The 24,183-nt window shown below is 33.2% G+C and carries 29 protein-coding genes and 1 riboswitch; of the genes, 25 read left to right on the top strand and 4 right to left on the bottom strand.

All coding sequences use genetic code 11. From position 1 onward, the window contains the following. Window positions 1-21 precede the first annotated feature (21 nt). Window positions 22-1,128, bottom strand: coding sequence for a flavodoxin-dependent (E)-4-hydroxy-3-methylbut-2-enyl-diphosphate synthase (ispG, locus tag GJE18_RS05840; protein ID WP_103345810.1), 1,107 nt, complete (start codon window positions 1,126-1,128; stop codon window positions 22-24). Window positions 1,129-1,524: 396 nt separating this feature from the next. Here ispG and GJE18_RS05835 point away from each other — a divergent pair, with 396 nt between their 5' ends. From GJE18_RS05835 to gcvPB, 24 genes are all read left to right on the top strand, one after another. Next, window positions 1,525-2,124: a superoxide dismutase gene (locus GJE18_RS05835; protein WP_060551133.1), complete on the top strand. Its 600-nt coding sequence runs from the start codon at window positions 1,525-1,527 to the stop codon at window positions 2,122-2,124. A gap of 275 nt (window positions 2,125-2,399) precedes the next feature. Further along, window positions 2,400-4,436, top strand: a complete 2,037-nt coding sequence (locus GJE18_RS05830) for a peptidoglycan D,D-transpeptidase FtsI family protein (protein WP_165886099.1) — start codon at window positions 2,400-2,402, stop codon at window positions 4,434-4,436. A 194-nt stretch (window positions 4,437-4,630) separates the two neighbouring features. Further along, entirely contained in the window at window positions 4,631-5,596 is a 966-nt protein-coding gene (locus GJE18_RS05825) for a PstS family phosphate ABC transporter substrate-binding protein (RefSeq protein WP_037567668.1), read from the top strand. Between the two features lie 81 nt (window positions 5,597-5,677). Beyond that, on the top strand, window positions 5,678-6,604 hold the full coding sequence (gene pstC, locus GJE18_RS05820; RefSeq protein WP_060551132.1) for a phosphate ABC transporter permease subunit PstC: 927 nt from the start codon (window positions 5,678-5,680) through the stop codon (window positions 6,602-6,604). A 1-nt stretch (window position 6,605) separates the two neighbouring features. Next, window positions 6,606-7,484: a phosphate ABC transporter permease PstA gene (pstA, locus tag GJE18_RS05815; protein WP_037567673.1), complete on the top strand. Its 879-nt coding sequence runs from the start codon at window positions 6,606-6,608 to the stop codon at window positions 7,482-7,484. A 32-nt stretch (window positions 7,485-7,516) separates the two neighbouring features. Further along, on the top strand, window positions 7,517-8,383 hold the full coding sequence (gene pstB / locus GJE18_RS05810; protein WP_060551131.1) for a phosphate ABC transporter ATP-binding protein PstB: 867 nt from the start codon (window positions 7,517-7,519) through the stop codon (window positions 8,381-8,383). Between the two features lies 1 nt (window position 8,384). Beyond that, window positions 8,385-9,035 carry a phosphate signaling complex protein PhoU gene (phoU, locus tag GJE18_RS05805; protein WP_060552482.1) on the top strand — a complete coding sequence of 217 codons (651 nt, stop codon included), beginning with the start codon at window positions 8,385-8,387 and terminating at the stop codon, window positions 9,033-9,035. A 55-nt stretch (window positions 9,036-9,090) separates the two neighbouring features. Continuing rightward, complete coding sequence (gene rpmG / locus GJE18_RS05800) at window positions 9,091-9,255, top strand: 50S ribosomal protein L33 (protein WP_256903594.1); 165 nt, start codon at window positions 9,091-9,093, stop codon at window positions 9,253-9,255. 112 nt (window positions 9,256-9,367) lie between these two features. Then, window positions 9,368-9,907: a 5-formyltetrahydrofolate cyclo-ligase gene (locus tag GJE18_RS05795; RefSeq protein WP_060551130.1), complete on the top strand. Its 540-nt coding sequence runs from the start codon at window positions 9,368-9,370 to the stop codon at window positions 9,905-9,907. Between the two features lie 17 nt (window positions 9,908-9,924). Beyond that, window positions 9,925-11,364, top strand: a complete 1,440-nt coding sequence (locus GJE18_RS05790; RefSeq protein WP_165886098.1) for a rhomboid family intramembrane serine protease — start codon at window positions 9,925-9,927, stop codon at window positions 11,362-11,364. 1 nt (window position 11,365) lies between these two features. After that, on the top strand, window positions 11,366-11,569 hold the full coding sequence (locus tag GJE18_RS05785) for a YqgQ family protein (RefSeq protein WP_037567684.1): 204 nt from the start codon (window positions 11,366-11,368) through the stop codon (window positions 11,567-11,569). Then, the gene (locus GJE18_RS05780) at window positions 11,566-12,552 is read left to right on the top strand and encodes an ROK family glucokinase (protein ID WP_060551128.1); all 987 of its coding nucleotides are present in this window, start codon (window positions 11,566-11,568) and stop codon (window positions 12,550-12,552) included. Before GJE18_RS05785 ends, GJE18_RS05780 begins: the two co-directional genes overlap by 4 nt. After that, window positions 12,553-12,864 carry an MTH1187 family thiamine-binding protein gene (locus GJE18_RS05775; protein ID WP_060551127.1) on the top strand — a complete coding sequence of 104 codons (312 nt, stop codon included), beginning with the start codon at window positions 12,553-12,555 and terminating at the stop codon, window positions 12,862-12,864. It abuts the gene before it with no gap. A 14-nt stretch (window positions 12,865-12,878) separates the two neighbouring features. Further along, window positions 12,879-13,502 (top strand): MBL fold metallo-hydrolase, encoded by a 624-nt coding sequence (locus GJE18_RS05770; RefSeq protein WP_107368912.1) that lies wholly within the window; start codon window positions 12,879-12,881, stop codon window positions 13,500-13,502. Window positions 13,503-13,558: 56 nt separating this feature from the next. Continuing rightward, complete coding sequence (comGA, locus tag GJE18_RS05765; RefSeq protein ID WP_060551125.1) at window positions 13,559-14,533, top strand: competence type IV pilus ATPase ComGA; 975 nt, start codon at window positions 13,559-13,561, stop codon at window positions 14,531-14,533. After that, window positions 14,502-15,569: a competence type IV pilus assembly protein ComGB gene (gene comGB, locus GJE18_RS05760; RefSeq protein WP_107368913.1), complete on the top strand. Its 1,068-nt coding sequence runs from the start codon at window positions 14,502-14,504 to the stop codon at window positions 15,567-15,569. The genes comGA and comGB overlap by 32 nt, the downstream gene beginning before the upstream one ends. A gap of 20 nt (window positions 15,570-15,589) precedes the next feature. Continuing rightward, window positions 15,590-15,901 carry a competence type IV pilus major pilin ComGC gene (gene comGC, locus GJE18_RS05755; protein ID WP_165886175.1) on the top strand — a complete coding sequence of 104 codons (312 nt, stop codon included), beginning with the start codon at window positions 15,590-15,592 and terminating at the stop codon, window positions 15,899-15,901. Next, window positions 15,891-16,322 carry a competence type IV pilus minor pilin ComGD gene (gene comGD, locus GJE18_RS05750; RefSeq protein WP_225906114.1) on the top strand — a complete coding sequence of 144 codons (432 nt, stop codon included), beginning with the start codon at window positions 15,891-15,893 and terminating at the stop codon, window positions 16,320-16,322. The genes comGC and comGD overlap by 11 nt, the downstream gene beginning before the upstream one ends. A gap of 191 nt (window positions 16,323-16,513) precedes the next feature. Then, entirely contained in the window at window positions 16,514-16,996 is a 483-nt protein-coding gene (locus GJE18_RS05745) for a competence type IV pilus minor pilin ComGF (protein ID WP_107368914.1), read from the top strand. Further along, window positions 16,980-17,177, top strand: a complete 198-nt coding sequence (locus GJE18_RS05740; RefSeq protein WP_037567695.1) for a hypothetical protein — start codon at window positions 16,980-16,982, stop codon at window positions 17,175-17,177. Before GJE18_RS05745 ends, GJE18_RS05740 begins: the two co-directional genes overlap by 17 nt. Then, on the top strand, window positions 17,116-17,685 hold the full coding sequence (locus GJE18_RS05735; protein ID WP_107368917.1) for a shikimate kinase: 570 nt from the start codon (window positions 17,116-17,118) through the stop codon (window positions 17,683-17,685). The genes GJE18_RS05740 and GJE18_RS05735 overlap by 62 nt, the downstream gene beginning before the upstream one ends. Further along, window positions 17,672-17,763: riboswitch (glycine riboswitch) on the top strand. (Overlaps the previous gene by 14 nt.) Window positions 17,764-17,836: 73 nt before the next feature. Then, entirely contained in the window at window positions 17,837-18,928 is a 1,092-nt protein-coding gene (gcvT, locus tag GJE18_RS05730; protein ID WP_107396908.1) for a glycine cleavage system aminomethyltransferase GcvT, read from the top strand. An 11-nt stretch (window positions 18,929-18,939) separates the two neighbouring features. Next, window positions 18,940-20,289: an aminomethyl-transferring glycine dehydrogenase subunit GcvPA gene (gene gcvPA / locus GJE18_RS05725; protein ID WP_060551122.1), complete on the top strand. Its 1,350-nt coding sequence runs from the start codon at window positions 18,940-18,942 to the stop codon at window positions 20,287-20,289. Then, window positions 20,279-21,754 (top strand): aminomethyl-transferring glycine dehydrogenase subunit GcvPB, encoded by a 1,476-nt coding sequence (gene gcvPB, locus GJE18_RS05720; protein ID WP_037567698.1) that lies wholly within the window; start codon window positions 20,279-20,281, stop codon window positions 21,752-21,754. Before gcvPA ends, gcvPB begins: the two co-directional genes overlap by 11 nt. Before the next feature lie 132 nt (window positions 21,755-21,886). On the opposite strand, the gene GJE18_RS05715 is transcribed toward gcvPB, so the two are convergent. Further along, the gene (locus GJE18_RS05715; RefSeq protein WP_037567699.1) at window positions 21,887-22,273 is read right to left on the bottom strand and encodes a rhodanese-like domain-containing protein; all 387 of its coding nucleotides are present in this window, start codon (window positions 22,271-22,273) and stop codon (window positions 21,887-21,889) included. A gap of 138 nt (window positions 22,274-22,411) precedes the next feature. Between GJE18_RS05715 and GJE18_RS05710 the strand changes: the two genes are divergently transcribed. Then, complete coding sequence (locus GJE18_RS05710; RefSeq protein ID WP_060551120.1) at window positions 22,412-23,242, top strand: lipoate--protein ligase family protein; 831 nt, start codon at window positions 22,412-22,414, stop codon at window positions 23,240-23,242. Between the two features lie 62 nt (window positions 23,243-23,304). Here the strand turns inward: GJE18_RS05710 and GJE18_RS05705 are convergent, their stop codons facing one another. Further along, on the bottom strand, window positions 23,305-23,529 hold the full coding sequence (locus GJE18_RS05705; protein ID WP_060551119.1) for an SA1362 family protein: 225 nt from the start codon (window positions 23,527-23,529) through the stop codon (window positions 23,305-23,307). 12 nt (window positions 23,530-23,541) lie between these two features. Beyond that, on the bottom strand, window positions 23,542-24,144 hold the full coding sequence (locus GJE18_RS05700) for a hypothetical protein (RefSeq protein ID WP_060551118.1): 603 nt from the start codon (window positions 24,142-24,144) through the stop codon (window positions 23,542-23,544). Window positions 24,145-24,183: the final 39 nt, after the last annotated feature.

Below are 24,183 nucleotides of genomic sequence, written 5' to 3'. Positions count from 1 at the left end.
CGGTAGCGTTAATTTTATATATTATGACGTTGTAGTTTCTTCTTTTTTATTTTTTTCCCATTCTGCTGCTAATTTATCAATTTCTATTTTAAGTTCATCGACCATAGATTCTTCAGGTACTTTTCTTACAGTTTTACCTTTCATAAATAGTAGCCCTTCGCCTCGTGCACCTGCAATGCCTATATCCGCTTCACGCGCTTCACCAGGACCATTAACAGCACAACCAAGCACAGCTACCTTTAAAGGCACTTTTAATTTTTCAATATAATCTTCAACTTCATTTGCGATTGAAATTAAATCAATTTCAATACGTCCACATGTTGGACAAGCAATTAATGTTGCTGCGTTACTTGCTAGGCCAAATGCTTTTAAAAGTGATTTAGCAACTTTTACTTCCTCAACCGGATCCGCTGATAATGATATACGACATGTATTACCAATACCTAATGCCAAAATCGCACCAAGTCCAGCTGAAGATTTGACTGTACCATTAAACAAAGTACCACTTTCTGTAATACCTAAATGTAAAGGGTAATCAAATGCTTTTGCCGCTTTTGTATATGCTTCAATAGCAAGATTAACATCACTAGCTTTCATTGAAACAATAATATCATGAAAGTCTAAATCTTCGAGAATTTTAATATGATGTAATGCACTTTCAACCATGCCATCAGCTGTCGGGTAACCATATTTCTTTAAAATATGTTTTTCAAGTGAACCCGCATTAACACCAATACGAATTGGAATGCCTTTAGCTTTACAAGCTTCTACAACAGCCTCAACCTTTTCACGACGACCTATATTACCAGGATTGATACGTATCTTGTCTGCACCATTTTCGATAGCTATGAGTGCTAGTTTATAATTAAAATGTATGTCAACGACGAGAGGAATGTTAATTTGAGCTTTAATATCTTTAATCGCATGCGCGTCTTCTTCATTAGGACAAGCAACACGAACAATTTGGCATCCAGCTTCTTCTAAGCGTTTTATCTCAGCTACTGTTGCCTCAACATCATATGTTTTAGTTGTTGTCATACTTTGAATCACAACTTCATCAGATCCACCAATCGTCAAATTACCCACTTTTACAGGTCGTGTATTTTTACGATGTGTAATTTCAGACATGAATAGAAACTCCTTTAAACTCTAAATTTAATTGAAAACGCACGTAACATCATGTTTTTCAATGTTAAACTTATTATACAATACCATCTCTTACATATTCAAAACAATCACACCAATTTTGATTATAATAACAAAAAAACAGTCTTAAGTACTAATTTGTAACTAATATCACATAGCGTAAATGTTAAATGTTTAATACGATTACAATCGTCAATATATATAATAGATGTAATGAGGTTTCCATTATATTGAATTCTATATATTGATAAACAATATTTATGTATGTATATTAATAAATCAAATAAAATCATACTATACATTCAAGCAAATTCTTTGTCGTTACGAGCATTTAGTTGCTACAATATAAATGAACATAAATTAGGAGGATGATTATTTATGGCTTTTGAATTACCAAAATTACCTTATGGTTATGACGCATTAGAACCACATATTGATAAAGAAACTATGGAAATCCACCATAGCAAACATCATAATACTTATGTAACAAAATTAAATGATGCAGTAAAAGGGACAGAGTTAGAAAATAAATCTATTGAAGAACTTATTGCTAACGTAGATCAATTACCAGAAGATAAAAAGACTGCTGTTCGTAATAATGGTGGCGGTCACTTTAACCACTCTCTATTCTGGCAATTCTTATCACCTGAAGCTGAAGAAAAAGGTGAAGTAGTAGATAAAATTAAAGAACAATGGGGTTCTTTAGACGCCTTTAAAAAAGAATTCTCTGATAAAGCAGCTGCTAGATTTGGTTCAGGTTGGGCTTGGTTAGTAGTTAATAATGGTCAATTAGAAATCGTTACAACAGCGAATCAAGATAGTCCATTGTCAGAAGGTAAAGCACCTATCTTAGCTTTAGATGTTTGGGAACATGCATATTACCTCAAATATCAAAACAAACGTCCAGATTACATTAGTACATTCTGGAATGTAGTTAACTGGGAAAAAGTTGACGAATTTTATGCTGCTGCAAAATAATCTATAAATGATACTAATTAATAGGCCTTTCGATTTTTAGAATGGCCATAATATTCACATTAATTATTTTAAATATGCTTAAGGTCGAGACGTGATTTTGTCTCGACCTTTCTTTTTATAAATAAATGTTGATGGAATATGGTTACATGTCATAGGAGATTCTAAAGTATCATTAGTAAAACGTCTTTAGTCAATATTTACTCATAAAACATTAGCAAAATTCATCATTTTCATATATCATTTTTAGTAGTATGACGGAATAGAGGTAGGTTGTGTTGTTAAAACGATTAAAAGAAAAAACTAATGATGAAAAAATGCGTCAAACAATGGATCTTCGTATTAATTTCATATTTATTGTGATCATTTTAGCATTTGTCTTAATCGTACTAAGATTAGGTTATTTGCAAATTGCTCAAGGGGCACACTTCAATCAAATGATACGTGAAAGTGAGAATGTTACAGTAAATGAATCTGCACCGCGCGGCCGAATTTTAGATCGAAATGGCAATGTTATTGTTGATAACGCATCTAAAAAAGCAATTACATATACTCGAGGTAAAAATACGAGTCAAAAAGAAATTTTAAGCACAGCAAAAAAGCTTGCGAATATTATTTCTATGAAAACAGATCGTATCACTAAACGCGATAAGCAAGATTATTGGATTTTAAAATATCCTGACAAAGTTAAAAGTTTAATGAAAAAAGAACAATCCATGCTAGAAAGTGGCGACATTTCTCAAGATGATTTTGATGAATCTTTAAGAAATAAGCTCACTGATAAAGATTTAAACCAATTGTCTAATAAGGATATGCAAGTGTTAGCGATATACCGCGAGATGTCTCTGGGTACAACTTTGAGCCCTAGAACGGTTAAAAAAGATAATGTATCAGACGATGAATATGCCGCAGTATCTCAACAGCTATCAGATTTACCTGGCATCAATACAACAATGGATTGGGACCGTAAATATCCATATGGCAACACGTTGAGAGGAATTCTAGGACAAGTATCGACGTCTGAAGAAGGTTTACCTAAAGAATTAACAGACGACTACCTATCTAAAGGATACTCTAGAAATGACCGTGTTGGAAAATCGTACCTCGAACGACAATATGAAAATGTATTACGAGGTGAGAAAAAAGAAATTCAATATACGACTGACAAGTCAGGTGAAGTGATTGATTCAAAAATGATTAACGATGGCGCACGTGGTGATGATTTAGTACTAACGATTGATATCAATTTACAACAAAAAGCGGAATCCTATTTAGAAAAGCAAATTTCTAAATTACGGTCAGAAGGTGCTAAAGATATGGATAGTGCTATGATGGTTGTCCAAGATCCACGCAATGGCGATATCCTCGCTATGGTAGGCAAAAAGATCGATAAAAATGGTGAACTTACTGATTTTGATATCGGTACATTTACAACACAATATGCTGTAGGGTCTTCAGTGAAAGGTGGCACTTTATTAGCTGGTTATCAAAATAACGCTATTAAAGTCGGTCAAGAAATGGTCGATGAACCTCTACATTTCCAAGATGGTGGAACAAAACGTTCTTATTTTAATAAAAATAGTCAAATACGCATTTCAGATAGTGAAGCTTTAATGCATTCATCAAACGTCTATATGTTTAAAACTGCCTTGAAAATTGCAGGATTAGATTATTCAAATAATATGGCACTTCCAAATGACGTTACAGTGCCTGGTCAAAAATTACGAAAAGGTCTTAATCAAGTAGGATTAGGCGTTAAAACAGGTATCGACTTACCTAATGAAGTTACAGGACAAATTGAACCTTTAAAAGATAATCCTGGTAATTATTTAGACTTAGCAATTGGTCAATATGATACGTATTCACCAATTCAGTTATCACAATATGTTTCAACAATTGCTAATAATGGTGTGAGAATCCAACCACATATCGCTAAGGAAATACGTCACGCAACACGCGATGATGAATTGGGTCCTATTAAAAAGTCTATCCAGGGGCGAGTTTTAAATCGTATTAACAATACACCTGAGGAAATTCATCAAGTTCAAAAAGGGTTCGATATGGCGTTTAATAAAGAGAAAGGAACGGGTTATGCAAGCTTTAGTAAAACTAAAGTACGTACCGCAGGAAAAACAGGTACTGCCGAAGTTTTTCAAGATGGTGAGCCAAGAGTTAACTCTACCTATGTAGGTTATGCACCAGCAAATGACCCTAAACTCTCTTTTTCAATTGTTTATACGAACCAACCCGTTCCTGAACCATGGCTTAATGGTGGCGATTTAGGTAGAGACGTTATTAATTACTTTTTCGGTTAATGTAATTCACATTAAAACAATCTTTTTTAAACACACATCAAAATGATGTGTGTTTTTTTGCATTTATTGTACATCTCCACAATTTCTTAATATTAACACAAAATTTACATTCAATTTATTGAGGGTTAACAATTACTTAGTATGCTAAGAATGTAATTAAAAGTAGTGATTTCTATTACTAGGAGGATGTTTCAATGAAGAAATGGCAAGTATTAGGTACTACAGTCGTAGGTGCATCATTATTATTAGGTGCTTGCGGAGGCGCTGGACAACAAGGCGGAGATAGTGGGAATAAAGGAGAAAATACAAATGTTGAGGGTACTGTAAAAGGGAATGGCTCATCAACAGTTGCACCAATTATTGAAAAGTTAAATGAAGAATTTTCTAAACAATACAATAAAGCTACCGTTGAAAATGTGACTTCAGGGACAGGTGATGGATTCAAACAATTTATCGCAGGTAAAACAGATTTCTCTAATGCATCTCGTCCAATTAAAGATGAAGAGAAACAACAATTGAAAGATAAAAAAATTGACTATACAGAATTTGAAATCGCCAAAGACGGTTTAACAATTGCAGTTAATAAAGATAATGATTTTGTTAAGGAACTCTCTTTAGACGATTTAAAGAAAATCTATTCTGGACAAGCGAAAAACTGGTCAGATGTAAATCCAAAATATCCTAAAAAACCAATTAAAGCTTTTTCACCAGACCAATCACACGGTACGTATGATTTCTTTAGTGAAGAAGTCATGAATAAACAAGACATCAAAGCAGAGAAAAACCAAAATACAGATGTTATTGTTAAATCGGTACAAGACAATAAAGAGGGTATTGGATTCTTCGCTTATAACTTCTATAAAGAAAATCAAGATAACTTAAAAGCCGTTAAAATTAAAGGCAAAGATGGAAAAGCAATTGAACCAGATGCCAAAACAATTCAAGATGGTTCATACGCATTAAGTCGTCCGTTATTCATCTATGCAAATAATAAAAAATTAAAAGACAATAAAGCATTCGCAGAGTTCATGAAATTCACTTTAGATAACAAAGGGAAAGCTGCCGAAGCTAAAGGTGTTGATTATGTAGCATTACCTGAAAAAGACTACAAAGATCAACTTTCAAAATTAGAAAAAATTACTGGTAAAAGCGAAAAATAGTTCAAGCATTGATATGAATTAAAGGGAATGAAAGGGACTTAATTTTCTAAGTCCCTTTTTTAAGTAAAGGAGCATACATGTATGAAATCACAGCATAATGTTCGTGAAATGATTCAAAATAAAAGTAACGTTGGATCATCTAAAAGTGATAAAATTATGCCTATTATTTTAGCCGCAATTGCAGCCATTTCTATCTTAACAACAATTGGTATTGTAGTGACATTATTAACTGAAACAATCACATTTTTCACTAAAGTTCCAATGTCTAAATTCTTTTTAGAAACCGATTGGAATCCTTTTAGTTCCAATCCAAAGTACGGTATTTGGGCACTCATATTAGGTACGTTAAAAATTACAGCGATAGCTACGATTTTTGCAGTTCCTGTTGGTTTAGGTGCAGCCATATATTTAAGTGAATATGCATCTAAACGCACTAAAAAAGTAATTAAACCAATTCTTGAAATTCTTGCAGGGATTCCAACAATAGTTTATGGTTTTTTTGCCTTAACACTTGTCACACCCATTTTAAGATCAATCTTTACAGGTATATCGAGTTTTAACGCCATTAGTCCTGGTTTGGTTGTTGGCGTTATGATCATTCCAATGATAGCGAGTATGAGTGAAGATGCGATGTCGTCCGTACCTAATAAAATTCGTGAAGGGGCGTTAGGATTAGGATCAACCAAGCTTGAAATGATTTTTAAAGTGATTATTCCTGCAGCCACTTCTGGTATTATGGCATCTATTGTATTAGCGATATCTCGTGCCATTGGTGAAACAATGATTGTGTCTTTAGCAGCAGGTTCTAGTCCATCATTTGATCTTGATTTAACACATTCCATTCAAACGATGACTGCGTATATCGTACAGGTGTCACAAGGTGATGCTACGAATGGTTCTGATCTTTATTACAGTATTTACGCTGTTGGTTTCACACTATTTATCTTTACATTGATTATGAACTTTATTTCCCAATGGATTACGAAACGTTTCAGAGAGGAGTATTAAAATGAATTTAATCGACCAAGCTTCAGTAGAGAAAAAACTCTCTGGCCGAATGACTAAAAATAAAGTTTTTAAGGCTTTGTTCTTGATTTGTACATTGATTGGTTTAGTAGTTTTAACAATCTTGATTGTAGACATTTTAAGAAAAGGACTTCCTTTAATGTCCACAGACTTTTTCTCTAATTTTTCAAGTTCATCTGCGAGCACAGCAGGGGTTAAAGGGGCATTGATTGGAACATTATGGTTAATGATGACGCTCATTCCAATCGCTTTAGTTTTAGGCGTCGGAAGCGCGATTTATCTTGAAGAATATGCTAAAGATAATGCATTTACAAAGTTCGTTAAAATTAATATTTCCAATTTAGCGTCTGTCCCATCTATTGTATATGGATTGTTAGGTGCAACGATATTTGTAGGTTTATTAAAATTAGGTAACTCAGTCATTGCTGCTGCATTAACATTGGCTTTACTCATATTGCCAGTCATTATCGTTGCAAGCCAAGAAGCTATACGTGCGGTACCGAATTCAGTAAAGGAAGCATCATATGGGCTTGGCGCCAATAAATGGCAAACCATTAAAAACGTAGTATTACCAGCAGCGATTCCTGGTATTGTAACAGGTGTTATTTTAGCCATTTCACGTGCCATTGGTGAAACAGCACCTTTAGTAGCAATTGGTATACCAACCATTCTACTACGTACGCCAAATAGTATTTTAGATTCATTCCAAACATTACCGTTACAAATTTATGATTGGGCAAGAAAACCTGGTTTAGATTTTCAAGCTTTATCATCAGCCGCAATTATTGTATTATTGTTAATTTTACTCATTTTAAATACTATCGCAGTTTTAATTCGCAACAAATTTTCAAAGAAATATTAACTTAAGTAGTGAGAGTGAAAAGAGGGTTTCTTATGAATAATATAAAAGAACTAGAAAAACATACTAAAAAAGTAAATGAACACGCAAACACACCTTTTACTGCCGTAGATCAAGCTCATCATAATCATTCAGATAATAATCAACGTCGAGTTGTTTATTCTACTCAAAATTTAGATTTATGGTATGGTGAACAACATTCATTAAAAAATGTTAATTTAGATATACTAGAGAAAAATGTCACTGCAATCATTGGACCTTCAGGATCAGGTAAATCAACATATGTAAAAGCATTAAATAGAATGGTAGAGCTTGTTCCTAGCGTGAAAACATCCGGAAAAATTTTATACCGTGATCAGAATATTTTTGATAAAAATTATCCAGTTGAAAAGTTACGTACGAATGTAGGTATGGTTTTTCAACAACCTAATCCATTTCCTAAATCCATTTATGATAACATCACTTATGGACCAAGAATCCATGGGATTAAAGATAAAAAAGTTTTAGACGAAATTGTAGAAAAATCACTGCGTGGCGCTGCTATTTGGGATGAATTGAAAGATCGTTTAAATCAAAATGCATACGGTTTATCTGGGGGCCAACAACAGCGTGTTTGTATCGCACGTTGTCTTGCAATTGAACCAGATGTTATCTTAATGGATGAGCCTACATCAGCCTTAGATCCTATATCAACATTACGTGTTGAAGAACTAGTTCAAGATTTGAAGAAAGATTATTCAATTATTATCGTTACGCATAACATGCAACAAGCTGCACGCGTGTCTGATAAAACTGCATTCTTTTTAAATGGCTACGTCAATGAATACGACGATACTGACAAGATTTTTTCTAATCCTTCAGATAAACAAACTGAAGACTACATTTCAGGGCGTTTTGGTTAATATTATGGTGATTAGAAAAAGATATGAAGGTCAGTTAAATGAATTATTTAAAGATATTCGTACACTTGGCCTTCAGACGTATTCAATGATTGATCAATCCATTCGTGTTCTGACGGATAGCCAAATTACACATGCACGTGAAATTATTAATAAGGATAAAAAAATTAATAGATTAGAGTTTGATATAAATGAAAAAGTTGTAATGCTCATTACGAAACAACAGCCTATGGCTAAAGACTTACGTTTAATGATGTCTACATTGAAGATTGCCTCTGAATTTGAAAGAATGGCAGATAACGCCGCCAATATTGCTAAAATTCGAACGCGAGCTAAATTTACTGATAAATATTTAGTGATGCGCTTAGAAACGATGGGAAGATTAGCATTATTAATGTTAAAAGATTTAAATGATGCGGCAAAAAATGATGATTTAGAGCTTGTGAAGGAAATTATTGATCGTGATCATGATATTGATGATTTATACAAACAAATCGTCAACTCAACATATTTAATAGATAATGATCCTTTTGTTTCAGGTCAAGCCCATTTAGTAGCAAGATATTTGGAACGTATAGGCGATCACATTGTCAATATTTCTGAACATATTTATTATTTTATTACAGGCGAAAGATACGAATCTTACGATAATTAACTCTTCCCAATTAAGTACGAAGATGGTATGATAATAAAGTCGTATTTTAAGAAAGATGAGGAGGGTTCATATGCGTGTTAACGTAACTCTTGCTTGTACAGAATGTGGAGATCGTAACTACATTTCTACTAAAAACAAACGAACAAATCCTGAACGTATTGAAATGAAAAAATTCTGTACACGTGAAAACAAACATACATTACATCGTGAAACTAAATAGTTTATTCTTGGGCTAGAGCACAATGTGTTCTGGCCATTTTTTTAACTTGATTTTCATGACATAAGTAATTGAGCACGCTATAATATACATAGATTTAAGAGGAGGGGATAGAATGAGTAAGAAAGAAATGCGCAAATCTACACTTGCATTAATGCGTGGGTTGAATGAAAGGGTTAAAACTAAAGCGGACCATTTTTTATTTAAACAATTAATTGAACATGAAAAGTTCGTAAATGCGCAACATATTGGTATCGTGTTATCCATGCCTCATGAAGTTCAAACAGACCCAATTATACAGTATGCACTTGACCATCATAAATCAGTTTATGTACCTTCTACAAATTACGATAAACACATCATGCAATTTCAGCAATTAGAAGATTTAAATCAAGTGGCTGTTGATGAAAAATCCATTCGATATGTAAATGCTGATACGCCAGTTAAAAATGATTTAGATCTGGTCGTGGTGCCCGGTGTTATATTTAATCACGCAGGGTATCGTATTGGATACGGCGGTGGATATTTCGATCAATTCTTATCTCAATATCAACCTAGTACTATTAGTCTCGTTTATGACATACAATTATCAGATCAAATACCGGTTGAGCCTCATGACTATCCCGTACAAGAACTAATTATTGCTAAAACATAGCACTTTGGAGGCACGATATGATTGATGAAAAATTTCAATGGAAATCCGCTTATTTGTGGATAAAATATTATAATTATAAATGTGTTCATTTTGATAAAGAGAAAAGTGAAATATGGCTCTCAAATCAAAAAAAACATCACATCGTTATCTTTAAATTTGGTGAGTTTACTTCTCAAGAACTCGGATTTACACACGAAAGATTAAAGGAACACAAAGAAGATATTGACGCATTTTTATCATTTGACGTGCGTAAATATGATGTTTATGTTTTTAATGATAAAAACATAGATGTTCAACATTTTACTGAACATCATCCAATCAAAATAAAATTCCATCATATTGAATCACGTAAAACTTTTATAAACAAGATTAAACATCCTTTATTAAAAAGAGAACTCACTAATAAAGATACAAAATCCAGTACATATTACAAGCAACGTACGTTAAACCAAAATCCTGTCGAACATGCGATGTATCAATTTGCACCCATAACTTATGCTTTAATTGCAACTAACGTCATCGTTTGGCTTACCATTTTATTATTTTTGCCACATCGTACTGATTTAGAAATTATTAATGTCGGTGCTTTGTCTCATTTTAATTTTGTACATGGGGAAATCTATAGATTGGTTTCATCCATATTTTTACATTTAAATTTTGAACACTTACTATTCAATATGTTATCACTATTCATATTCGGTAAGATTGTTGAATCTTTAGTAGGACGTTGGCAAATGTTAGTCATATATCTATTTTCAGGTATAATGGGAAACCTTTTCTCTCTTGCATTTTTAAATGATAATATTTCATTAGGTGCAAGTGGCGCAATATTTGGCTTATTAGGTGCCATTGTAGCCATGATGCTTATTAGTAAAAAATTCACTCAGAAAATGATGCTTCAAATTATTATTGCAACACTTATTATGGCAGTCATTTCTTTATTTATGAATAATGTCAATATTATCGCACATCTAGGTGGATTATTTGCAGGTGGTTTAATCGTTTATATTGGTTATTTTTATAAGACTTTTAAAAAAGGATTTCATATTCTCATTATCGTTACATCCGTTTTAATCATCGGCTTGTTAGTGCGTATATTTTTAATAGAAGATGTCAATATCTATAATAAGATTATTCAAAAACAAATGAATGAGGGTCATTTTTCAGAAGCGAAACACATGATTATAGAAACTGTAAAAAAAGACTATGCTAATGACGAAACATATTATCTTTCAGGCTTTGTTATAGCAGCAAAAAATTCTAAAGCTGAAGCAATTGCTGAATGGGAAAGAGGATTACGAATTTTTCCAGATTCACCATTATTAAATTATCAAATGGCGATTGCGAATCGCTCTTTAGGAGATAATAAAAGTGCAAAAAAATTTATAAAAAAAGTTTTGGAGGTCGATCCCCAAAACAAGAATGCAATTAATTTAAAAAAAGAACTGGATGATTAACATGCAGACAAACCTCCGTACATTTTATGATGTATTACAATTATTAAAACAATTTGGTTTCATTGTTTACTTTGACGATGAAGGTGATATGCTAGAGATGATAGAGCAAGAGATTAGAACGCTTTATAAACATGGACTGATCAATAATGAAACGTTCATGCAATCAAAATTGTTAATTAATCAAAGAAGGATGAAACGTGGATGAAAAAAGATTTAATTTTAGCAGCCGATGTAGGCGGTACAACTTGTAAGTTAGGCATTTTTAGTGATCAATTAGAACGTCTCACAAAATGGTCTATAGAAACAGATATTTCAGATCCTACAGGACGTATACTTCTTGAACAAATTTATAACGCGTTTGTGGAAAAATGCAAATCTCTTAATTATGATATGACGCGCATTATTGGCATGGGTATCGGTATACCTGGTCCAGTTGATTTCGAAACAGGTATTATTCATGGGGCTGTCAATTTGAACTGGCCGGGAAAAGTCAATGTGCATGCGATAATGTCTGAGTTTGTAGATTTCCCTGTTTTTGTCGACAATGATGCTAATGTAGCGGCGCTAGGGGAGAAACACAATGGGGCAGGTAAGCAAGCAGATGATGTTGTTGCTATCACATTAGGAACAGGCCTTGGCGGAGGCATCATTTCGAATGGTGAAATCGTACATGGACATAACGGCTCCGGAGCGGAATTAGGACACATTCGTGTCGATCACGATCAACGCTTTAAATGTAATTGTGGTAAATCTGGATGTATTGAAACCGTTGCATCAGCTACTGGTGTTGTGAATTTAGTTAATTTTTATTACCCTAAACTCACTTTTAAATCATCCATTCTGCATCTCATCAAAGAAAATAAAGTGACTGCTAAGGCAGTATTTGATGCAGCTAAAAAAGGAGATCAATTCTGTATATTTATAACAGAACGCGTCGCACATCACATTGCTTATTTAGCGAGTATTATTAGCGTAACAACAAATCCTAAATACATCATTTTAGGAGGAGGTATGTCCGAGGCTGGTGATATTTTAGTTGAAAATATTAAAACAGAATATCGCCATCTTACATTTACACCTGCACAAGAAAACACCGAAATTGTTCGAGCTGAATTAGGAAATGATGCCGGCATTACCGGTGCAGCAGGATTGATTAAAACCTATGTCATCGAAAAGGAGCGTATTTAAATGGCTATAGTAGACGTTGTTGTCATACCAGTAGGTACGGATGGGCCTAGTGTAAGTAAATATATTGCAGAAATTCAAGTCGAATTAGAAAAGTTTAAAAAACAAGGTAAAATTGATTACCAACTTACACCTATGAATACACTTATCGAAGGGGACCTTGAAGATTTACTCAATGTCGTTAAAGTGATTCATGAATTACCGTTCAATAAAGGGTTAGACCGCGTTTGCACGAATATTCGAATTGATGATAGACGTGATAAACAACGTAAAATGAATGACAAATTAACGTCAGTAGAAAAACATTTATCTTAAGAGGAGTTTTAATTATGGAAATTTCATATTTGCCATTAGGTTTTGTAAGTACAAACACGTATTTCGTAACAAATGAGGACGCTTTGTTAATCATTGATCCAGCTGGTGAATCTCATAAAATTTTAGATAAAATAAAATCTATGAACAAACCTCTAAAAGCGATATTACTTACACATGCACACTTTGATCATATCGCGGCATTGGATGATGTATTAAATGTATATCCTGTTCCAGTATATATGCATAAAAACGAGCATGATTTTCTTACAAACCCAGCTAAAAATGGTTCACAGAAATTTCAAGAATTGGGTCTTCCAATCATTACTAGTCAGGCAAAACCTCAATTCATTGACGAAGGAGATATTCAATTACACGGATTTGATATCAGTGTACTTTATACACCAGGCCATTCTCCAGGTAGCTTGTCTTATGTATTTAAGGATTTCGCTGTAGTAGGTGATACACTTTTCAATAATGGTATTGGCCGTACTGATTTATATCAAGGAGACCTTGAAACATTGATAGACTCAATTAAAGATAAACTTTTCGAGTTAGATGAAACGATGCCGATTTATCCTGGTCACGGACCAAGCACAACAATCGAAAATGAATTTATGAATCCATTTTTAAACGGATAAACAAAAAAAGTAAATACATCACCTCTTACGTGTATATATGTGAGAGGTGATTTTTAATGCAACTATTAATTGATCATGTTGTTCAATATGCTATTAAACATGAGGCGTCTGATATCCATTTTATCCCTAATTCATCACAAGTAGAGGTCAAGCTAAGAGTTAAAGATCATTTGCAATGTTTTGACACATTAAATTTAGAAACGTATCAAAAATTGTTAACATTATTAAAATTCAAAGCAGGCCTTGATGTTTCCTCAAGACATAAAGCACAAAGCGGTCGTTACATTTACGAATTTGAGACTTTATACTATTTACGTGTATCAACTCTACCTCTAAATTTAGGTTCTGAAAGTTGCGTGATTCGTATCACACCTCAACTTTTTCAAGCAGATTTCAACCAAACTGCACATGATATACAAAGAATTATGGAAAAGAAACAAGGTTTAATTTTATTTAGTGGTCCTACTGGTGCTGGCAAGAGTACATTAATGTACCAAATGGTGGTTTATGCAAAAGAAAAACTCAATTTAAATATCATTACTATCGAAGATCCTGTCGAACAATTGCTAAATGGTGTAACTCAGATTTCAGTAAATGAAAAAGCTGATATCACATATGGCAACTCATTAAAGGCTATTTTACGTTGCGATCCCGACGTTATCTTGATTGGTGAAATTAGAGATGGATTAATTGCTAAGGAAGTGATTCAAGCAAGTTTAAGCGGACACTTAGTTTTATCGACCATTCATGCAAATGATTGTCAAGGTGTGTTGTTACGACTAATCGAAATGGGGATAACTAAACAAGATTTAATTCAGGCACTCAACTTAATTGTAAATCAAAGGTTAATTACAACTAATAATCATTCAAGACGCTTAGTCTACGAGTTAATGTCTCAAGAAGATATTCAATACTTTTTAAACCATAATTTTTTACTTCCTAAAAACTTTAAAAGTCTAAATGACAAACTTAATGATTTACAAAAGAAAGGAGAGATAGATGCGCACACACTTAGAAAATATCAAAAATAGAGTTAATATGCGGCAAATAAAAAAACACCATCTCACTCTAATGATACGTTTATATGCACTGCTTGAACATGGGTTTACTTTAGTCGAAGCCATGAATTTTCTCTATGGTCAACTTAATATTAAAAATGCATTGATTAATAAGCAATTCAATCAGTTATTGCAACGAGGAAGTACGTGTTATGATTTATTCAAGTTCTTGAAATACCCAGAAACAATTCTAATGCAACTTTATTTCGCGGAGCAATACAGTGCGCTTCCAAACACGTTAAAACAGTGCCACGCGTACTATAAACAAAACCAAATTTTAATGAAACAATTTTATAAAAGCATTCAGTATCCCGTCATTTTACTTACTATTTTTATGGTGTTAATTGTAATTTTGAATCAGACAGTGATGCCTGAATTTCAATCTATGTATCAATCTATGGATTTAAAAGAAGACGTACTTCAATTTATTTTAAGAAAAAGTATTGAGTACTTACCTTATATCTTTATAATACTACTATTGATGATCACTACTGCTTATTATTTATTTAAACAATGGCTTAGCAAACTAACGATCTCCAAACAAATTCAAATTTTATCACATCTCCCAATATTCCATAAATATTACCGTTTATTTATAACGTACCAAATTACGAATCAATTCGCATTATTTTTCAAAAATGGTATTACATTTAATCAAATTGTTTATATTTATAGTCAACAAAAAGAAAATCGTTTCCTCCAATATTTAGGCGCTACTATATCTACTTCTTTGCAAAATGGGAGCACACTTTCTGAAATCATGCGTCAATTTCAATGTTTTGAAGCCCAATTTATTTCATATATTGAACAAGGAGAAAAACGCGACAAATTAGATATAGAATTATTAGTATATTCACAATTCCTTATGGATCACATTGAATCTTTTATAAAAAAACACATTAGCTATATTCAACCTGTCATGTTCGGGCTCATTGGTTTACTGATTTTATCTGTCTACTTAGTCATGATGTTACCTATATTTAATATGATGCAAACCATTCAAAATTAGGAGGATTTATAATGTTAAGAATGATTCACATGCTAAAAAATAAAAAAGGATTCACGCTAATTGAAATGTTGCTTGTATTACTGATTATTAGCGTTTTATTAATTTTAATTATCCCAAACATAGCTAAACAATCTGAACACATTCAAAAAACAGGATGTGTTGCACAACTTAAACTTGTTGACAGTCAAATAGAAGCATATACATTAAAATACAATCGTAAACCAGCAACTATAGAAGAACTTGTTCAAGAAGGTTATATTAAGGAGAATCAAAAGAATTGTAAAAGTGGTGAAAGCATCACAATCCGTGGTGGCGAGGCTATTGCATCGTAAACACGCCTTTACATTAATTGAAACTATGCTCGTTCTATCTATAATATCTACAGTGATTTTTTTGACAGTAGTTCAACATTCGAATAATAATCAACCATCAGATTTAGACGCACAAATCGCTTTATTAACAAGTAGAATCGATTTTTATCAATCTTTAGCTATAAAGAAAGAGCAACCTGTATTATTACTATTCAGACCGTATCATAATGATATTAAAGTAAAAATTGGTGATAATGCACCCACATATGTTTCACTTAAACCACTTATTTTAAGCCATCGTTCAAATCTAGACTATTTAAATTTTAGTTCAAATGGAAAGATCTCAAAATTTGGCACTCTTTTTTTCTCATACAAACAAACAAATTTTTCGCTTATATTTCACATCGAACAGGGGAGATACCGTGTCTCTTTCGAAAAATAAAAAGGGTTATATCTTTTTAGAGTCACTTTTTAGTATGATGATTGTTATATTAATTTGTTCCTCTTTTATCCCTCTTATTCATCAACTTCAATCAACATATATTCAATCTATGCACCAACTGGCACTCAAACGCTCGTTATATAATATTTTAAAAAATAATCCCACAGAGGAGTTGATACGAATAAATCATTATGAATATAAACAAACTGCGAAACAGTACTGCATTACTGACACCCAAACGAATAAAAATCTTTGTATCGCAAAGTAAAGGATTTACATTAATCGAAACCTTAGTTGGTTTTTCAATATTTTCAATCATAATAACATTAGTGCCTATTTGTATTGTAGTTCTATTTCAATTTAAATCATTACTTATACATGACCGAACATATACTTTAGAAATGATGATTAGAGAAATAGGTCAAACCGTTCATTTAGTAGATCATAAAATTATTTCAGTTAATCAATCTAAATTAACAATTCCTTATAAAGTTGAAACTATTTCTTATTCATTTGAAAATTCTAAAATTGTTAAATCAGTCAATAATAAAGGGAATATCACCATGTTTAATGATGTATTGGCTTTAAATTTTTATCGAGAAGACCGTCATATTATAATGAGGGTTAAATATAAAGAAGGACATGGTACACGTACTCATGAAGTTATTTTGTAAGTCAGGCTTTACATTGCCAATTGTTTTTGCATTATTCAGTATTTATTTACTCGTTACATCTTTTTATTTGGTTGTATTTAGTTTAAAATTAAATGCATTAGATGCATTAAATGACTATTATGACAAAGCGATTGACACGTTGGTCAGTGAAAGGAAGAGTAATATTGAACATTCGAAATAAATCTATTATATTAATAGGATTTATGGGGTCTGGTAAAACTACCATTGGTAAAATGTTAGCTGAACAATTCAATTTACCATTCATTGACCTTGATGCTAAAATTGAAGAAAGCGCTCAACAAACGATTCCTCAAATCTTTAAAACATTTGGAGAACAAGGGTTTCGCAAATTAGAATTTGAACAGTTGAGCGCCCATATGTCTACACCTCAGATTATTGCTACTGGCGGCGGCATCATTGAATACGAAAACAGCTTTAATTTATTAAAACAATATGCCGAAACAGTCGTATGGTTAGATGCACCTTTTGAAGTTTTACATGAAAGAATCGAAAATGATGAAAATCGTCCAAATGCGCATAATAAATCGTTTTCAAATTTAAAAAACTTGTATTTAAGTCGTATTTCAAGATATAATGAAATCGCATTCATTAAGGTGAATACTGATAATAAGTCAAGTGAAATTCTTAATGAAATATATCAAGCACTACTTGCGAATGATCAATATTAGAGAGAATGGTTTATACCATCGCCGAAGGAGCAAGTATTTATTTACGAATCTCTCAGGCAAAAGGATAATATTGTGACGCATTCCTGAAGGTATCGCAACAGGGAAGTAACTTTACTTCCCTGTTTTTTCATTATTAAGAGGAGGGTGTATCATGGTGGAAAATTTAAAACAGACACCATTATATCAACATTATGTTGATGCAGGTGCGAAAATTGTAGAATTTGGTGGTTGGGCAATGCCTGTCCAATTTTCGAGTATCAAAGAGGAACATAATGCTGTACGTTCAGCTGCTGGCTTATTTGATGTAAGCCATATGGGGGAAATTTTAGTTGAAGGTAAGCAAGCAGAAGCATTAGTTCAATATGTTTTAACTAATGATGTGACATTACTCACTACACAAAACGCACACTATACAACATTATGTAATGAAAAAGGTGGCGTTATCGACGATTTAGTTGCTTATAAATTGGCTGACAACAAATATTTACTCGTTGTAAATGCTGCAAATACAGAAAAAGACTTCAATTGGATTCAAAAACATGCAGATGCATTTGATGCTACTGTTCAAAACGTTTCTGACCAATATGGACAACTAGCTATTCAAGGTCCACATGCACGCGAAATCGTACAAAAACATGTATCTGAAGATTTAAGTCAAATGAAAATGTTTGAATTTAAACAAAACGTTGACTTATTGGGTAAAAATGTCATTCTGTCTCAGTCTGGATATACGGGTGAAGATGGTTTTGAAATTTATTGTAAAGCTGAAGATACAACAACTTTATGGGAAGAACTTCTTAAAGAAGCAGTTACGCCATGTGGATTAGGTGCTCGTGACACATTACGCTTAGAAGCTGGTCTCCCATTACATGGTCAAGATTTAACAGAAGATATTACCCCTTATGAAGGTGGAATTGCATTTGCTGTTAAACCATTAATCGAAGACGATTTTGTAGGTAAAACCGTTTTAAAAGAACAAAAAGAAAATGGGGCACCACGTCGTACTGTCGGTTTAAGAATGATTGATAAAGGTATTCCACGTACTGGTTATGCCATTTTAAATTCGGAGGGTAAAGAAATTGGCATCGTTACATCTGGTACTCAATCACCTTCAACAGGTCATTCTATCGGCTTAGGTCTTATTGAACGTAGTGAATTTGAGATGGGGAAAGAACTTACTGTTCAAGTGCGTAAACGCGAAGTAAAAGCAAAAATCGTTAAGAAAAACCAAATTGAAAAATAGGGGTGGAGACATTGAGTCATCGTTATATACCATTAACTGAAAAAGACAGAAAAGAAATGTTAGATACCATCGGCGTAAATTCTATTTCGGAATTATTTGGAGATGTTCCAAAAAACGTCTATTTAGACAGAGATTTAAACATTGCTGATGCAGAGCCTGAAACACAACTTTTAAAACGTTTGAATCGAGTTGCGAATAAAAACATCACTAAAGAAACACATACAAGTTTCTTAGGTGCAGGTGTATATGATCATTATACGCCATCAGTAGTTGACGCAATGATTTCTCGTTCAGAGTTTTATACTGCATATACACCATATCAACCTGAAATTTCACAAGGGGAATTACAAGCTATTTTTGAATTCCAAACGATGATTTGTGAATTAACAGGCATGGATGTTGCTAACTCTTCTATGTATGACGGTATTACTAGTTTTGCTGAAGCTTGTATTTTAGCTTGGGATAAAACGAAAAAAAGAAAACTCGTAGTTTCTAAAGGTATGCACTATCAAGCATTACAAGTTTTACACACGTATTCAAATATACGCGAGCAATATGAAGTCGTTGAAGTTGATTTAGATGGTACGATAACTGATTTATCTAAACTTAAAGAAGTTGTAGATGAAGATACAGCTGCAGTTGCTGTTCAATATCCAAACTTCTATGGATCGATAGAAGATTTAGAACAAATTAAATCATTTATTGAAGGAACAAAAGCATTATTTATCGTATACGCGAATCCTTTAGCTTTAGGATTGCTTACACCTCCAGGTGAGTTTGGTGCTGATATCGTTGTGGGTGATACGCAAGTATTTGGTATTCCTTCTCAATTTGGTGGCCCACACTGCGGTTATTTCGCAACTACAAAAAAACTAATGCGTAAAATTCCTGGTCGTTTAGTTGGGCAAACACAAGATGACCATGGTAACAGAGGTTTTGTTTTAACTTTACAAGCTCGCGAACAACATATTCGTCGTGAAACTGCGACTTCAAATATTTGTTCTAACCAAGCTTTAAATGCACTTGCTTCTTCAATTGCAATGTCAGCTTTAGGTAAACAAGGTCTTCAAGACATAGCGATTCAAAATATTGAAAATGCAAACTATGCCAAAGACCAATTCAAAGAAAATGGGTTTGACGTCCTAGACGGCACATCTTACAACGAGTTCGTTGTTAAATTCAATCAACCAATTGAAGAAATTAATAGAAAGTTATTAGATGAAGGCTTCATCGGTGGTTTTGATTTAGGCGTTGTAGATGCGCAATTTGAAAACCATATGTTAGTAGCCGTAACTGAATTACGTACTAAAGATGAAATTGATACATTTGTTAAGAAAGCAGGTGAGCTCAATGGTAAGTAAATCAAGTCCATTAATTTTCGAACGCTCTAAAGAAGGAAGATTTGCATATTCATTACCACCAAAAGAAATCAACAACGGTGTAGCAGAGAAAATTTTAGATCAAAAATTCATTCGTAAAAACAAAGCAGAATTTCCAGAAGTAGCAGAACTTGACCTCGTTCGTCACTATACCGAATTGTCTAATAAAAACTTTGGTGTAGATAATGGTTTCTATCCACTCGGCTCATGTACGATGAAATACAATCCTAAAATTAATGAAAAAGTTGCACGTTTAGGCGGTTTTACTGAATCTCATCCCTTACAAGATGTTGATCAAGTTCAAGGTTCACTTGAAATTATTTACAGTCTTCAAGAAGAATTAAAAGAAATTACAGGAATGGATGAAATTTCACTTCAACCTGCTGCTGGTGCTCATGGTGAATGGACAGCACTCATGATTTTCAAAGCATATCACTTAAAAAATGGTGACGTAGAGCGAGACGAAGTGATAGTTCCAGACTCAGCTCATGGTACAAACCCTGCGTCAGCACATTTTGCTGGTTTTAAAGCGGTTACGGTTAAATCAAATGAAAAAGGCGAAGTAGACATTGATCACTTAAAAGAGCTTGTTAGTGAAAAAACAGCTGCAATCATGTTAACTAATCCTAATACACTTGGTATCTTTGAAACGAATATTATGGAAATTCGTGACATCGTACATGAAGCTGGCGGTTTACTATATTACGATGGTGCCAACTTAAACGCCATCATGGATAAAGTACGTCCCGGTGACATGGGCTTTGATGCCGTTCACCTTAACTTACACAAAACATTTACTGGCCCACATGGCGGTGGTGGTCCGGGTTCAGGCCCAATCGGTGTTAAGAAAGAATTACGTCAATTCTTACCAAAACCACTTGTTGTAAAAGATGGCGATCGTTTTGTGTATGATAATGACATTGAACATTCTATCGGACGTGTCAAACCATTCTACGGTAACTTCGGTATCTATTTACGTGCGTACACTTATATCCGCACTATGGGATACAAAGGTTTGAAAGAAGTATCTGAAGCAGCTGTACTCAATGCGAACTATATTAAAGCGCGTTTAAAAGATGCATTTATTATTCCATTTGATCAATACTGTAAGCATGAATTTGTTTTAAGTGGATCTAAACAGAAAAAATTGGGTGTGCGTACGTTAGATATGGCGAAACGTTTATTAGACTTTGGTGTACATCCACCAACAGTTTATTTCCCATTAAACGTTGAAGAAGGTATGATGATCGAGCCTACTGAAACGGAATCTAAAGAAACTTTAGATTACTTCTGTGATGCGTTATTACAAATTGCTAAAGAAGCAGAGGAAGATCCAGATAAAGTGCTAGAAGCACCTCATACAACAATTATCGATCGTCTTGATGAGACGACAGCGGCACGTAAACCAATTTTAAAATTTGAAGATTTAAAAGCTGAAAAAGCGTAAATTACTTTAATTAAAAAGGACTAGAACACATATAAACGTTCTAGTCCTTTTTACATACATATGGAAATTAAGGTAATGATTAAATCTACATAAAAAACGTGAGACCGTAAAATGTCTCACGTTCGTAAACGCTTATTTCTTTGATTTGATTTTGCCTGTCCATTTTTTATAGCCGCCTTTAAGCATATAAATATCCTTATAGCCTTTTTTCTTTAATGAACGGGCCGCTCGGTAACTCGCAATACCATTTGCATCAATCAAATAAATAGGTTGGTCTTTACGAAGCCCTTGATATCTTTGACGAAACATAGTCATCGGGATGTTCCGTGCACCATTGACATGTCCGTAATCATAATCTGCTTTTTCTCGTAAATCAATCACTTGCGCTTTACGCAAACCTTGTTGAAACTCATCTTGATTAAGTTCTTTGACTGCTTTTTTATTCAAGAAGAAGTTTAATAACATCCATGCGATGACAGCTACAAGGACGATTATGGCAATTGTCATAACGTTGCTCATCTTGCATCCTCCCTAAAATACCGATATTATTATTATAAAGGTGAAGCAGGAATTTATCAAAATTTTTTAACGATATTATTTCCTACTTATCACTAAACATAATATTATTTTATATGATGTAATGGGGGAATCATACGTATGACTGAAACATGGCATTTTATAAATACAGGGAGACGCGATCCATATTATAATATGGCTTTTGATGAGGCGCTTTTAAACTTTGTCTCTCGTGGAGAGATTGATCCAGTTATACGTTTTTATACTTGGGATCCACCGACGCTTTCAATTGGGTACTTTCAACGTCTTGAGAAAGAAATTGATATTTCTAAAGTAAAAGAAAAGGGCTATGGTCTAGTGAGAAGACAAACTGGCGGTCGGGGTGTTTTGCATGATAAAGAATTAACTTATAGTGTCATCGTGCCTGAAGCACACCCACGTATGCCTAAAACTGTGACTGAGGCATATCGCATTATATCAACAGGTTTATTAGAAGGGTTTAAACGCCTAGGGTTTGATGCATATTTTTCAGTTCCTAAATCAAAAGAAGAACGTGAAAAATTAAAACAACCTAGAAGCTCGGTTTGTTTTGATGCGCCAAGTTGGTATGAACTTGTAGTTGAAGGCAAAAAAATTGCCGGGAGCGCCCAAACACGTCAAAAAGGAGTTATATTACAACACGGTTCTATATTACAAGATGTTGATATAGATGACTTGTTTGATATGTTCATTTTTAAAAATGATCGCTTAAAGAATAAAATGAAAGAAGCTTTTGTTGAAAAAGCGATTGCCATTAACGACCTCTCAAATAAAAACGTTACTTTGTCGGAGATGGAAGAAGCCTTTGCTGAGGGTTTTAAGAAGGGATTAGATATTACATTTAAACCTTTAGAATTAACAGAGGCCCAACATCAAGAAATTGAAGCACTATGTGAAAAATATAAATCACATGAATTTTTATACCGTAAATAGATTAACACGAGTAAGGCCGATAGCATCATTGTTGTATGGCTTTACTCGTGTTATCTTTTAATTTAACGTCTTCGTTTCCATTTATTTTTCCAAACTGCTTTTTTATATTTACGTTGATCTGGTGTTAAAAAATAAAAGTAGTATATCGCATAGATAATACCAACTATGAGTAATAACATTAAGAGTGTATTCACAATGCTAAATATAAACGCATCGATATTAAAAATAAGACCGATAAAAGCGACTATAACAACAAAGCCAATCAAAATCGTCTGTAATAATCTCATCTTGATGCTCCTTTAATGATTTTCTGTAGACTTCACATTTACCTCTAATTGAGTTAATGATTGTCGTCCTTCTCTAATTTTTTGTTCATCTTTATGATCATAACCTGATTTAATTTTATTAAAAGCAGATTTGATTTGTTTTTGCAATTTTTTTATATCCTCGTCTTGCTTTTTCATTTCTTTGTCTTTTTTTAAAGCCTTTTCATCTAATCCATCCTCATAAGTTTTTACTGCATCGTCATGGTCACTTATGATGGCATCCAGTTGATCACTTACGTCATTGTTCTTCTTATTTTTCAAAATGTCATTATCTATCTTATTATAATTATTGATAAGATTTGTCAGCTCTTTATAATAATCTGAAGACAATGTTAAATAGTTAGTCATCGTTTGATTTTTTTGCGCTTGACCTTTATTTTCATTATCCTTATTCAACGCTTTTAATTTTTGTTGTTTTTTAGAAATTTCACTTTTAAGTTCTTGGTTTTCAAGTTTTAGTTCATGGTTATCATCACTTAATTTTGTACTTTTTTGTTCTAATGGCAATAAATTTTGACTTCCACAACTCGCTAAAAAGAGAGAGGATGCCATACAAACGAATGCTATCTTTTTCATACGCGACTCCTATAATTCAATGTTTTTCTTTATACAATT

Origin of the sequence: Staphylococcus agnetis (assembly GCF_011466855.1) — a bacterium.
Classification (GTDB): domain Bacteria; phylum Bacillota; class Bacilli; order Staphylococcales; family Staphylococcaceae; genus Staphylococcus; species Staphylococcus agnetis.
Note: the sequence above shows the minus strand (reverse complement) of the source record. Positions and strands in the feature narration are given on the sequence as shown.

Excerpts from the sequence above, each read along its gene's own strand:
- ispG (WP_103345810.1), bottom strand. The coding sequence starts at position 1,128 with ATGTCTGAAATTACACATCGTAAAAATACACGACCTGTAAAAGTGGGT.
- GJE18_RS05835 (WP_060551133.1), top strand. The coding sequence starts at position 1,525 with ATGGCTTTTGAATTACCAAAATTACCTTATGGTTATGACGCATTAGAA.
- GJE18_RS05825 (WP_037567668.1), top strand. The coding sequence starts at position 4,631 with ATGAAGAAATGGCAAGTATTAGGTACTACAGTCGTAGGTGCATCATTA.
- pstC (WP_060551132.1), top strand. The coding sequence starts at position 5,678 with ATGAAATCACAGCATAATGTTCGTGAAATGATTCAAAATAAAAGTAAC.
- pstA (WP_037567673.1), top strand. The coding sequence starts at position 6,606 with ATGAATTTAATCGACCAAGCTTCAGTAGAGAAAAAACTCTCTGGCCGA.
- pstB (WP_060551131.1), top strand. The coding sequence starts at position 7,517 with ATGAATAATATAAAAGAACTAGAAAAACATACTAAAAAAGTAAATGAA.
- rpmG (WP_256903594.1), top strand. The coding sequence starts at position 9,091 with ATGAGGAGGGTTCATATGCGTGTTAACGTAACTCTTGCTTGTACAGAA.
- GJE18_RS05795 (WP_060551130.1), top strand. The coding sequence starts at position 9,368 with ATGAGTAAGAAAGAAATGCGCAAATCTACACTTGCATTAATGCGTGGG.
- GJE18_RS05790 (WP_165886098.1), top strand. The coding sequence starts at position 9,925 with ATGATTGATGAAAAATTTCAATGGAAATCCGCTTATTTGTGGATAAAA.
- GJE18_RS05785 (WP_037567684.1), top strand. The coding sequence starts at position 11,366 with ATGCAGACAAACCTCCGTACATTTTATGATGTATTACAATTATTAAAA.
- GJE18_RS05780 (WP_060551128.1), top strand. The coding sequence starts at position 11,566 with ATGAAAAAAGATTTAATTTTAGCAGCCGATGTAGGCGGTACAACTTGT.
- GJE18_RS05775 (WP_060551127.1), top strand. The coding sequence starts at position 12,553 with ATGGCTATAGTAGACGTTGTTGTCATACCAGTAGGTACGGATGGGCCT.
- GJE18_RS05770 (WP_107368912.1), top strand. The coding sequence starts at position 12,879 with ATGGAAATTTCATATTTGCCATTAGGTTTTGTAAGTACAAACACGTAT.
- comGA (WP_060551125.1), top strand. The coding sequence starts at position 13,559 with ATGCAACTATTAATTGATCATGTTGTTCAATATGCTATTAAACATGAG.
- comGB (WP_107368913.1), top strand. The coding sequence starts at position 14,502 with ATGCGCACACACTTAGAAAATATCAAAAATAGAGTTAATATGCGGCAA.
- comGC (WP_165886175.1), top strand. The coding sequence starts at position 15,590 with ATGATTCACATGCTAAAAAATAAAAAAGGATTCACGCTAATTGAAATG.
- GJE18_RS05745 (WP_107368914.1), top strand. The coding sequence starts at position 16,514 with ATGAATATAAACAAACTGCGAAACAGTACTGCATTACTGACACCCAAA.
- GJE18_RS05740 (WP_037567695.1), top strand. The coding sequence starts at position 16,980 with ATGAAGTTATTTTGTAAGTCAGGCTTTACATTGCCAATTGTTTTTGCA.
- GJE18_RS05735 (WP_107368917.1), top strand. The coding sequence starts at position 17,116 with ATGACAAAGCGATTGACACGTTGGTCAGTGAAAGGAAGAGTAATATTG.
- gcvT (WP_107396908.1), top strand. The coding sequence starts at position 17,837 with ATGGTGGAAAATTTAAAACAGACACCATTATATCAACATTATGTTGAT.
- gcvPB (WP_037567698.1), top strand. The coding sequence starts at position 20,279 with ATGGTAAGTAAATCAAGTCCATTAATTTTCGAACGCTCTAAAGAAGGA.
- GJE18_RS05715 (WP_037567699.1), bottom strand. The coding sequence starts at position 22,273 with ATGAGCAACGTTATGACAATTGCCATAATCGTCCTTGTAGCTGTCATC.
- GJE18_RS05710 (WP_060551120.1), top strand. The coding sequence starts at position 22,412 with ATGACTGAAACATGGCATTTTATAAATACAGGGAGACGCGATCCATAT.
- GJE18_RS05705 (WP_060551119.1), bottom strand. The coding sequence starts at position 23,529 with ATGAGATTATTACAGACGATTTTGATTGGCTTTGTTGTTATAGTCGCT.
- GJE18_RS05700 (WP_060551118.1), bottom strand. The coding sequence starts at position 24,144 with ATGAAAAAGATAGCATTCGTTTGTATGGCATCCTCTCTCTTTTTAGCG.